This is a genomic window from Teredinibacter purpureus, from assembly GCF_014217335.1.
In the GTDB taxonomy this organism is placed as follows: Bacteria; Pseudomonadota; Gammaproteobacteria; order Pseudomonadales; family Cellvibrionaceae; genus Teredinibacter; species Teredinibacter purpureus.
The window spans coordinates 1,412,043-1,423,106 of the sequence record NZ_CP060092.1 but is presented as its reverse complement, the minus strand read 5'-3'; the positions used below and the strand labels follow the sequence as shown (position 1 = coordinate 1,423,106).

At 46.9% G+C, this 11,064-nt stretch carries 12 protein-coding genes and 1 pseudogene; 6 read left to right on the top strand and 7 right to left on the bottom strand.

The window, feature by feature from the left end; translation table 11 throughout:
- Nucleotides 1–66 precede the first annotated feature (66 nt).
- From H5647_RS22090 to H5647_RS06285, 5 genes and pseudogenes are all read left to right on the top strand, one after another.
- The gene (locus tag H5647_RS22090; RefSeq protein WP_045857208.1) at nucleotides 67–321 is read left to right on the top strand and encodes a hypothetical protein; all 255 of its coding nucleotides are present in this window, start codon (nucleotides 67–69) and stop codon (nucleotides 319–321) included.
- Nucleotides 322–344: 23 nt separating this feature from the next.
- Nucleotides 345–626, top strand: a complete 282-nt coding sequence (locus H5647_RS22085) for a hypothetical protein (RefSeq protein WP_045857206.1) — start codon at nucleotides 345–347, stop codon at nucleotides 624–626.
- Between the two features lie 40 nt (nucleotides 627–666).
- Nucleotides 667–747, top strand: a pseudogene (locus H5647_RS22315) (hypothetical protein); the annotation flags it as partial.
- 3 nt (nucleotides 748–750) lie between these two features.
- On the top strand, nucleotides 751–1,137 hold the full coding sequence (locus H5647_RS22080) for a DUF4842 domain-containing protein (protein ID WP_268871374.1): 387 nt from the start codon (nucleotides 751–753) through the stop codon (nucleotides 1,135–1,137).
- A 445-nt stretch (nucleotides 1,138–1,582) separates the two neighbouring features.
- Complete coding sequence (locus H5647_RS06285) at nucleotides 1,583–2,791, top strand: glycoside hydrolase family 26 protein (RefSeq protein ID WP_082086969.1); 1,209 nt, start codon at nucleotides 1,583–1,585, stop codon at nucleotides 2,789–2,791.
- 88 nt (nucleotides 2,792–2,879) lie between these two features.
- Here H5647_RS06285 and H5647_RS06280 read toward each other — a convergent pair whose 3' ends face one another.
- The 3 genes from H5647_RS06280 to H5647_RS06270 all read right to left on the bottom strand — a co-directional run bounded on the left by H5647_RS06280 (nucleotide 2,880) and on the right by H5647_RS06270 (nucleotide 5,007).
- On the bottom strand, nucleotides 2,880–3,734 hold the full coding sequence (locus tag H5647_RS06280) for a chitinase N-terminal domain-containing protein (protein ID WP_162926301.1): 855 nt from the start codon (nucleotides 3,732–3,734) through the stop codon (nucleotides 2,880–2,882).
- Between the two features lie 426 nt (nucleotides 3,735–4,160).
- Nucleotides 4,161–4,712: a chorismate--pyruvate lyase family protein gene (locus H5647_RS06275; RefSeq protein ID WP_045857197.1), complete on the bottom strand. Its 552-nt coding sequence runs from the start codon at nucleotides 4,710–4,712 to the stop codon at nucleotides 4,161–4,163.
- A gap of 10 nt (nucleotides 4,713–4,722) precedes the next feature.
- Entirely contained in the window at nucleotides 4,723–5,007 is a 285-nt protein-coding gene (locus H5647_RS06270; protein ID WP_045857195.1) for a TMEM165/GDT1 family protein, read from the bottom strand.
- 181 nt (nucleotides 5,008–5,188) lie between these two features.
- Between H5647_RS06270 and H5647_RS06265 the strand changes: the two genes are divergently transcribed.
- Nucleotides 5,189–6,466 carry an aminotransferase class I/II-fold pyridoxal phosphate-dependent enzyme gene (locus tag H5647_RS06265; protein WP_045861136.1) on the top strand — a complete coding sequence of 426 codons (1,278 nt, stop codon included), beginning with the start codon at nucleotides 5,189–5,191 and terminating at the stop codon, nucleotides 6,464–6,466.
- Nucleotides 6,467–6,580: 114 nt separating this feature from the next.
- Here H5647_RS06265 and H5647_RS06260 read toward each other — a convergent pair whose 3' ends face one another.
- The 4 genes from H5647_RS06260 to H5647_RS06245 form a co-directional block, all read right to left on the bottom strand.
- Nucleotides 6,581–6,901, bottom strand: coding sequence for a DUF3144 domain-containing protein (locus H5647_RS06260; protein ID WP_045857193.1), 321 nt, complete (start codon nucleotides 6,899–6,901; stop codon nucleotides 6,581–6,583).
- A gap of 53 nt (nucleotides 6,902–6,954) precedes the next feature.
- On the bottom strand, nucleotides 6,955–9,858 hold the full coding sequence (locus H5647_RS06255; protein ID WP_045857191.1) for a putative bifunctional diguanylate cyclase/phosphodiesterase: 2,904 nt from the start codon (nucleotides 9,856–9,858) through the stop codon (nucleotides 6,955–6,957).
- Nucleotides 9,859–9,948: 90 nt separating this feature from the next.
- Nucleotides 9,949–10,707: an alpha/beta fold hydrolase gene (locus H5647_RS06250; RefSeq protein ID WP_045857190.1), complete on the bottom strand. Its 759-nt coding sequence runs from the start codon at nucleotides 10,705–10,707 to the stop codon at nucleotides 9,949–9,951.
- 3 nt (nucleotides 10,708–10,710) lie between these two features.
- Complete coding sequence (locus H5647_RS06245) at nucleotides 10,711–11,046, bottom strand: DUF1820 family protein (RefSeq protein ID WP_045857188.1); 336 nt, start codon at nucleotides 11,044–11,046, stop codon at nucleotides 10,711–10,713.
- Between the last annotated feature and the right edge of the window lie 18 nt (nucleotides 11,047–11,064).

Here is an 11,064-nt window from a genome sequence, read left to right as displayed (position 1 = left end):
TTTGGATATACATAGATTAGATACTCACAAAACATAAACCCTACTCATCGTTATCAGGACATCGTTATGTTGACCAACGAAATGAAAACCATAATTTTTGCCATCGGTTGTATCTTTACGCTACAACACGCCGACGCGGTAGAACAAATCGATACTCAATATCAGTGGAACTTTATGTCTGCTCAGGCCTGGCCAGCAGGCTACAACCAAAACACAGGTAAACCTGATACGCTCATTTATGCGTGCGATGAATACCCACAAGGTTTTTTGATCGAATTAGCAATGCGCTACCAGAAGCGCATGTCAACGAAGCCTTCCTGACCGGTGATTCAGGCTCGAACATTGTGTTACAAGAAGAGGCCGAAGTGCTCATAACCTTTATTCATGAAGGTGCAGGCTACAAGAACTCCTTCGGTTACTTTACTGTCGACCCAAACAACCCTTCCCTGTCTATTTGGGACATCAGCGAAACCATTGTATGTCCGAATTTATCTTACCCTCATTTCGCCAATGGTCACCGCGTCAGTATTGGACGCTTTCCTGCTGGAACAGCCGTCGGTTTTTTTCTTGCGGCTAACGCATTTTGGTACGATACAGGCGTAAAACCTTTCGCTAAAAGATCTTAACCCCGACCCTACCGACATATTGCGCTAGCACAATGTACTTTTATTCGATGCAGAAGTAGAAGAAGTGATTACCGGTTTCGAAGATTTACCGCGCTCATGGGGCGACAATGATTTTAATGATGCCATTATTGTTCTATGGCAAAACAGCCATCTCTACACGGAGACTGGTGCCGCCGGCAGTTGCTCTCACTTCAATACCCTTGAAGAGTGCGAGCGATTCGAGCCCGTACCCTTTAGCCGCGAGATTCATTTTGCAGACTACCCGCCTACCGATTGGTTCGATACCACTCAATTTGGCCGTTTTGACGACACCTCAGATCCTGCCAGCGGTCGTTATTTTAAGAACAAAAACAACTTAGGCTGGGCCCTTAAAATCAACACCAACTGGTGCCACCCACGTGAATATAGTGATGTTGTGTGGGCCTACCCCGCGTACGAGCAATGGGTAGAAAATACTGGTGAGAACGCCAATAACTGGTTTAAGGCCTCTACCCGAACACGCCACTACTGATGCCGAGATGACAACCAACTTACACCCGAATCGCTTCTCAGCCCCGCGCCCTAGTATAAAACCTCATCCGAAATCGAAGACCCACGCGTGCTCAATGCTGATATCCTACTCGTGGGAAAGACGGGCGCTACGGGACGTTTTACCCGCACCATAGAAGCACCGTACACCGTAAAGGAAGGGGGCATTGAATTGAATGCTGTGGGCATCGAAAATAAGGTGCTTGCTAATATCGGCGATACCGCGGCCCCGAGCGCCGGTTATATCTTCCAATAGCCTACACCCCGTCCACTGGCTTAGATGGACGGGCACCCAACCTAGTCATGGTGTTCGTACTATTACATAATAATGCTACCCTTAACCTAACCATCCAACTTAAGAGTAATGAACCTACCAAGTAATATATACTTTATCATTATTGACCTTCGTGACCTTTGAGATACCGACAATGAATAGACCAACCTACCGTACGCTTATACCCTCACTTTTTGCGTCCTTGATGCTGAGCATCAGCTTTGCTGCACTAGCAGGGAGCCCAAAGAGTGCCACACCCACTTTGGTTACAAAAGACGCAACAGCGCAAACCGTTGCCCTCTATAAAAATATGGCCAAACTCAGCGCAACCACGCTCCTTTTCGGGCACCAAAATACCACTGCATACGGAGTGAAATGGATAGGCGAACCTCATCGTTCAGACGTTAGAGATGTAACCGGTTCCTATCCTGCAGTATTTGGTTGGGATATTGGCCATTTGGAATCGGGCGACGAAGCCAATCTAGACGGAATGAAATTTACTTTCGTAACCGATGAAATTAAAGCCAGCTATTTACGCGGCGCCATTAATACCATTAGTTGGCACATGCGGGACCCTATTACAGGCGGCAGTTCGTGGACCAAAAACCCCAGTATTGCGGACATCATTCCTGGTGGAAAGTCACACAAAAAATTAAAAGCCACCCTCGATACGTTTGTCGCCTTTAACGAGACCTTAAAAGTTAAAAACACGGAAGGTAAACTAGAGTACGTACCCATTATTTTTCGGCCATGGCATGAGCATAATGGCGACTGGTTTTGGTGGGGAAAAGGCGAGAACTTAAACAAAGAAGAGGATTACATAGCCCTCTGGAAATTTACGGTTGAATACCTGCGTGATACAAAAGGCTTGAACAACCTTATATTCGCTTTTTCACCTGATCGTAGCCGCATGGACTTAGACAAACTGCCCGCTTCATACCTATACGGATACCCTGGCGATGACTACATCGACATAATAGGCCTCGACAACTACTGGGATTTAGGGCACAGCTACAACCCCTTACCACTTACCGAAACCCGCGCACACTTTATTGCCAGTGCCGAAGCCATTAGTGATATAGCCGCCTCTAAAAATAAAATTGCAGCGCTATCAGAAGGTGGGCAAGAAAAGTTAGGGCAAGATAAATTTTGGACTGAAATGATTCTTGAAAGCCTGCTCACTAATGAGAAAACCAAAAGAATCTCATACTTTTTAGTATGGCGAAATGCGAATAAAGCCAGAGAAAAAATGGATCATTTCTACGCACCTTACGTAGGCCATAAGAGCGCTGATGATTTCGTGAAGTTTTATAAGCACCCATTTACCGTGTTTGAAAACGAACTGCCCAACGTATACCAATAACCTAGCACTATACGGGTTGGGCATTCTCGTTCCGAGAAAGTGTAACTCCCCCAAAAAAAGAAGGCCCGCGCTAAGCACGGGCCTTTTTTTAGTTCGAATAACGCCAGCCGCTACAACCGTCGCCATTACACGCTTGAACTCTAAAGTAAGACGCACCCGTTGCACCTACAGTGGTACCTGTACCACTACCGCTATGATACGTTACCCACGTAGAACCACTCTTATATTGCATATTGTACGAGGTCGCATTCGAAACAGACGACCAATACACAACATTGGTTGGTGGCGGTAAAAAAGTAACCGAGGAAGGCGCCGAAGGCACGCTCAATGTTGGCTTGTTAACGACAATGGTTTTTGTCGGAGAATAACTAGTACAGCCAACACTATTACACGAACGCACTCTAAATGAGTAACTACCATTCGCCTGAGACGTATAGGATTTATTTCTGCTGCTAGTGTTCTGCTGAGTCGACCAACTTCCAGAGCCAATCTTACGCTGTAACTGATAACGGCTCGCACCGCTAGATGCAGACCAACTCACATAGAAAGTTCCATCAGAATCTGTACTGGCCAGGCTTATCGTTGGTCTAGGAGAAGGAGCACTACCGATTTGAACATCCACATAAACAATATTACTCCAACTACTGTAGCGATTATACTCTGACGACGAATTTGGGTTATACCAACGTGTACGGTACTGATAAATACCAGCAGAACCCACGCTATCGGTAACGGATGAAGAACCATAATTCACTCGATAGGCTTCCCAACTACCATTGGGTGCTTTTTTCCAAAAATCATTTAAAAAATAGGGAGATTCGGGTTGATTAGGGGTAAGCGTAATAGAGCCTGTACTCGTAGAAGGCCCAGAAAGTGAGGGAGATCCCGCAAATACCCAACAACTGCTGAACAGTAACAATGTTGCTATTATAATTTTTTTCATGTTTTCGTTCTCGTTTGTGTTTAAGAAAATCAGGCGATCGTCTAGAGCAATCACAATCGAAAATTAATACTTATTCAATCCCACGCATTCGACAACCACCAGAGTTTTACACCTCGTCGCTTTGAAGTAACCCTCAAAACAAAGCCATAGTAACCGATCAAAAATAACGTTTTCATGATGGCATAGTCTTAATCAGCAAACGATCTAACAACCTATTTATTTACGAATAACAGATCAAACTTACACCGCTCGCATCATTTTTTACGTAAAAAATGACACGAACGATAAAATATTTTCGCAAAAAAACACATTAATACTACCTGATATTTCTATTAGAAATTTGACTGCAACGTATAATTTAGAACGCTGCATTCTTTATACAATACAAAAACAAATAACTCTCTTGCTCTCGGCAGAGCGATACAATTATACGTAAATAGATAACGGAAAAAATTCCGTAATTTGAATAAAAGGTTGGTGGTCCATCGCTATACGATACGTTCGCCAAATTGAATCCGAGCTTACTAATGGCGTTTCACTTCCTCCATTGCCAGCCTCCCCTATAGCCACAATTTCCCTATAGGTTTCCAACCCGCATTCTCGCAATAATTCACCTACCCCTACCCGGCCGTCTTCAAGGTTTAAACGTAATTCTTTTGTGAGAAGTTCAGCACACACCAGAGAAACAGCCGTCGCATAGCAAGTACCGGTTTTTTCGCCTATCAATTGCACGGTTCGCCGTAATACCTGCTCGCCCGCTTTTCGGTTAATCACTGGGGCATCGGCATCCAATAGCCAATACGCTTGGCCCTTGTTCACTACGCGAACAGGCTCCCAAAAAAAGGACTCCAGGCTCTTTGTAACGGTGCCATCCGTGGTCAGTAAAACACGTAGAAACGGTGGCAATGCATGCAAACAAAGCGTGGTGGTGGCATCGTCCGCATCCACATAGCCGGTTGAAGTAAACAATCGAGTCACGGGTTGTCCTTTATGAGTGCTGGAGTGCGCGGAATATAGTAATCCCGCCCAACAATAAGAAGCCGGTACCCGCCACCCAGGATAATAGTTTTTCGTTAACCCAGTCCGACAACAAATGACCCGCTAGAACACCAATACCCGTTGCCAAAACAAGTGCCAGTGATACCCCCAAAAATACCGTTAGAGGGCTCGCAGATTTATTGCTAACAAAAAGCACCGTCAACACTTGAGACTTATCACCAAGCTCGGCAATAAAAGCAGTAAAAAAGACCAGCGCTAATACTTTGGCATCCATAAACAATACTCTTTAATGTGTGACTACAACGAAAAAGACAGCCATTCTACCACTGCAGCCCCTAAATCCGATGGGTTATAGCTGATTTCACCCCCATGAATCGGTATAATTCCTCGGCATTTTGGGGCCCGCTGCCGCCCTTGCTCAGGCAGCCGCAAACCTACGTCAGAAGGGGAATACCTTGGAACTGAATAACGCCTCCGCCGAACAACTAGCCCAGTGGGAACACGCTTTAGCCGCTGAGTATCACGCTATTGTTGCCAAAGGGCTTAACTTGGATTTAACCCGTGGAAAACCCTCCGCTGAGCAGCTTACGCTGTCCAATGGTATGGATGGTATTTTAAAGGGTAATTACACCAGCCCCGACGGTGTTGACTGTCGTAACTACGGCGGCCTCGACGGTATTATGGAAGCACGGGCAATTGGTGCCGCTATTTTGGGTGTACCCGTGGAAAGTGTCTTAGCGGGCGGAAACAGCAGCTTGACGCTTATGCATCAGGCCATGACAATCGCCCACTTATTCGGCCTCGACGGCTCAGATTCAGCTTGGGCAAATGAAGAAACCGTTAAATTTATTTGCCCCGTTCCAGGATACGATCGCCACTACTCTGTGTGTGAACACCTCGGTATTGAGATGATCACCGTCCCCATGACGTCCAATGGACCACAAATGGATGAGGTCGAGCGACTGATCGCCGAAGACAGCAGCATTAAAGGTATGTGGTGTGTGCCAAAGTATTCTAACCCTACTGGCGTAGTGTATAGCGACGATACCGTTGCGCGCATCGCGGCACTCGGCAAAATTGCGGCACCTAACTTCCGTGTGTTTTGGGATAACGCTTACGGCGTGCATGACCTATCGGACAACCCCGCTCAACTTGCCAGCATCATGGATGCTTGTATAGCGGCAGGCACTGAAGACAGCGTGCTGCAATTTGCGTCTACCTCAAAAATTACATTCGCAGGTGCCGGTGTGGCATTTATGGCCGCCAGCAGCTCTAACCTCAGCGGCTTTAAGCAGTCGCTCGGCTTTATGACCATTGGCCCCGATAAAGTGAACCAATTGCGTCACGTACATTTCTTTGCTGAAGACAATGCGCTTAAAACCCATATGCAAAAGCATGCCGCCATAATCAAGCCTCGCTTTAGCAGTGTATTAACCCACCTTGAATCAGCCTTCGGCGACAATGATTTAGGCGATTGGGAATCGGCCGATGGCGGTTATTTTATCTCGTTTGATACTCAACCAGGCTTAGCCAAAGAAGTGGTTAAAATGGCAGGAGATGCAGGCGTGAAACTCACCCCCGCTGGTGCGACCTTCCCTTACGGTAACGACCCAAAGGACAGCAATATCCGTATTGCGCCCACCGTGCCCACCGTAGCGCAAGTTGATGAAGCCATGGAAGTTTTTGTAGTATGCGTTAAGCTCGCCAGCGTAAGACAAGCAATAGCGGGCTAATAAGCCGTACTGACGGTGCTCTTCCAGCACTATAAAAAAGCCCAACGTCAATACGCTGGGCTTTTTTTGGGTCTTTTTTTACGTTCGCGCGTTTACTTTTTTACCCGCAAGGTACTATGAAGGCTCATCATTTTCACGTAAATACACTTTAAAATTCTCACCGTAATCGGCCATATTTTCCTCTAACAACTTTTTAAATTCGCTACTTAAATGCCGAATGGAATCGTCGCTATCGTTAAGAAAGTCTTTACGCGTTTCAGAAAAGCTGGCGAGATTAAAGGCACAAAAGCGCGCCGCCGCATACATCATGGCCGACGTCACAATACCCGCATCCGTATCTCCGGAGGCTTCGTTAGCCGTACCAATAAAACTATCAACCGCATCCCAGAATTGCCGCTCTTCTTTACTGAGAGCGGGATCGTTTGGATTACTCATGATTTGCTCCTCATTCGCCCTACGCCATTGGCAGCACGGCCATTATTTACAATTTAACGATTCGATCTAATCCACGCAACAAATTCACTTTCTGGCATAGGTCGCGCAAAGAGGTAACCCTGAAACACCTTGCAACCCATACGTTTTAATTTGTCCAGCTGGTCATGACGTTCTACGCCCTCGGCGATCACATCGAAGCCCATATTTTCCCCAATGGAAATCATAGAGTTAACGAGGCTTTCAGTTTGAGAGTCATGTAAATCTGCAACAAAACCTTGATCGATCTTTATGGCATCCAACGACAAATCTTTTAGATAAGCAAGCGAAGAGTAACCCGTTCCAAAATCATCTAAAGCAACCGCAACACCGGCCTCTCGCAACATTTTCAGCTTATCTTTGGTCGACGAAATATCCCGTAGCACTGCCGTTTCCGTTACTTCAACGGACATACTCGAAGTGGGAATATTGGCCTCTGCGATGGTGCCTAACAGCTTCTGTATAAACCCAGGGCGGGCAAACAACCATGCCGATATATTCACCGAGATATCGCCGGTAAAACCTACCCCTTCACTCTCCCAGCGCGCGATACTGGCCGCAATTGACTCCAGCATCCAATCCCCCACAAGGTGGATTAATCCGGTTTTTTCCGCCACAGGGATAAAGACTGCAGGCGAAATAAAGCCTAATACGGGGTGCTCCCACCGCACCAACGCTTCGGCCCCTATGGGCCGGCCGTCGAGACCAACTTTCGGCTGATAGTAGATGCTCAGCTGCTGTGACTCCAATGCGAGCTTAAGCCCACGCTCTAGCTCTAGGCGCTCATTAACCGATGCCTGCATAGAAGTATCGTATATTTCACAGCGGTTGCGCCCTTCATTTTTCGCTCTAAAAATAGTTGAGTCGCCACGCCGCATAACGTCGGCTTCGGTCGTGGCATGCTCAGGGATTTTGATCACGCCTACGCTAACACCCAATGAGATAGTCCTATCCCCCAACACCATCGGTTGCGACAGGATATGAATAATATCGCTCGCTCTGTGTTGAATTTTTTGATCCATACCCTCTTGCGAATCAAACATCTCGAGCAAGACAAACTCATCGCCACCAATTCGCGCCAAAAACAACTGATCATCCAGCTCAGCTAACAACCGATTGCCGGTTTGTTTTAGTACGTCATCACCGGCCTCATGCCCTAACGCTTCATTGATCGTTTTAAAATGGTCCAGATCTAAAAAATAGGCGACGGCATTACTCAGATTTTGTTCGCATAGCTGAATCGTGTCAGACAGCCGCTCCTGTAGCATTGTACGATTCGGCAAGCCCGTGAGCGCATCTTCATACGCCATTTTTCGTACCCTAACCTCCGCATCTCGCCGCTGTAACTCAGCACTAACACGGTGAGTAACGATTTCAATAATAGGCGCGACATCCTCAATAAGCTCAAGCGCCAACGTGTCCATAATGGCGATAAACCCCAGCCTGTCACCGCTCTTTGTTGATAAAGGCGCAATAATAAGACCTTCTATATTGTGTATACCCAAGAACTCATCTTTAGGAAAACGACGATACGCGCTCGAGGAAATCACACTACTGTATTCTTGCTTGCCTAACTCAGCAAAACTTTCGCTGCACACCGCCGTAAAATTTCTCTCCGGCAGGCCATTAATCGTCAACGCCAATGAGGTATAGCGATCGATACCGTCTTCTTGATGAAACAATCCGATAAAAGCCGTTCCCGCATTGAATAGCAGTGCCAATTGGCTGGTAATTTCGACAAAAAATTCTTCGTCGCCGGCCGATTCGGCGGCAACCATACGCAATGCGTGATCAATGGTGTGCTGGCGTGTCACATCCTCACTCACAATCGCTAGCGCCTCGACAACATCAAATTCATCCGTGATAGGAAAAATGGTGGCATCAATCCACTTACTCCGCTCACTACCCGTTAAATATTTAGCGCCAACCTCAATCAATTGATGCCGAATCTTGCCGGTTGCCAGCACTTGCTTGCACAATAAATCGAGGCCTAATCGATCCCACGGTGCACGACTAAACAGGTACTCCCCTTGCCGAGCAAAATCACTCCACAACTGATGGCTAGCCAAGTTACGCTGGATTAAACTGCCATCACGCTCAAGCAAGTGGATACTGCTCGGAGATTGCTGCACCACCTGCGAAAGTCTCTCCTGCCCTAACTTTAATATTTGGCTAAACGACTTTTCTAACTGTAATTGATCGCTTTGCAATCCCAACTGCGCCATAACACCGCGAATATCAATCGCAATATTAAGGGCCATCAGAACGACCAGTGACGTAAATGAAAGCGCCACCAACTTCACCGATTGAACAAGTTCGTATTCAACGGCAAGCGAATGCAAAATGGTAAGTAATTGAATCGCTACATAGACAACCAAAAAAACGAAGCGTCGCCTATCGCGCACCCGTATGAAGTAAGCCCGAAACGCAGCCCAAATCACTAACAATAACGCGCTGAAATGGAGATAACGAATAGCAAAAGACGGCGTGCCTTGTAACTGCGTAACCACCTCGCCCCAACGCAATTGCATATGAGTAAGCTCTGCACCACCAATGAAACGCATTGAAACGTCAGAATGCCAATCGATAACCAACAAAACAAGCGAGTTGATCGTCGCTATAAGCACCCACCACGGGGTGTGCCTATCATGCGTATAAGTCCCAATAAAGCCTACACTCGCGGGCACACACAGCAATACCGCAGCGGTAAACCAATGTAGCGCTTGTACGCTATGCTCGTAAGAAAGTGCAGAATAATAGAGCGCAGAAGAATACTCATAAATCGCGGCCGCCAAACATAAAAACGCGAACCACCCCAACAGTTTTCGAGAGTAGTCGTACACAGCTAAAAGCACTGCCTGTATACCGAGGAAGAGCGCAATACCTGCTGCCAAGTAAAACAAAGGGATTAAAAACTGCATCTAAACGCCGTAAGTTTTTTATTATTAAGGAAGCTAGTTAAACTTTATCATTGCAGCACCCTAGAGCGAGCGGCAATGCCTACCCCACTCTTACAGCAAAAATCGCTGTAACAATCGAGCCACCAAATCGGGCTTATCGGCATGTAGCCAATGCCCCGTACCCGCCACTATCTTCACCTTTGCGTTCGGAAAACGACTGAGGATTTCGTCTCGGTGCTGCTCACCGATATAATCCGAATTGCCTCCTTTCAAAAACAAAGTATTCCCTTTATAGACCTGCCCTCGGCGATTACCGCTCACCAAACGGGCATAATGCCGATGTAACGTTGGCAAATTCATGCGCCAACCAAACCCCTGTTCCTGCCTGACCAAGTTTTTTAGCAAAAAACTACGTATTGGAAGCTCCGGCACATAGGCAGACAATTGCGCATCAGCCTCACTGCGGCTGGGCAGTGTAGCCGGCTGAAGTGATAACAAGCCTTTAAATACCTGCTCGTGATGAGGCGCATAATGCACCGGTGCAATATCTAACACGGCCAAACGATCGACTTTTTCGGGATGGCAGAGCGCAAGCTCCATCGCCACTTTGCCGCCTAACGAGTGGCCAATAAAGCTCGCGTGCTGAAAAGGTTGCGCGTTCAACCAACGAAATACGCTATCAGCCATCTGTGACAAGCTGGTGTCTTCGGTATGCTGTGAGCGGCCGTGATTAGGTAAATCGAGTGAAAACACGTGATAGTGCTCGGCCAATTGCCGCGCAAGCCCCCCCAAATTCTCTAGAGACCCGAACAAACCATGTATGAGCACCACGGGCTTGCCCGCCCCAGCCTCTTTTACATGTAACGGCATGCCCTAATCTTTATTCGGTTTTGGTACGGGGGATGGAAAAGGAAATTGCGCTATTTTATCGCCGGACTTAACGGCGCTCACTTTTCCCGCACCTGTTTTTTCAACTTCATCTATACGTATGACGCTGTGCATAGGAATAAACGAACGTTTTACGCCACTGAATTCACTTTTGAGCTTCTCTTCACCCGGGTCGACAACCAGCTGAGTGCGCTCGCCAAAGACGAATTCTTCAATTTCGATGAATCCGTACATTTCACTTTGATAAATCGCTTTAGCGTAAACTTCGTAGACTTCGTTACGGTTGTAGAACACAACTTTAAAAACGGGAGTGGATGCCATGTAATATATAACCTCGGG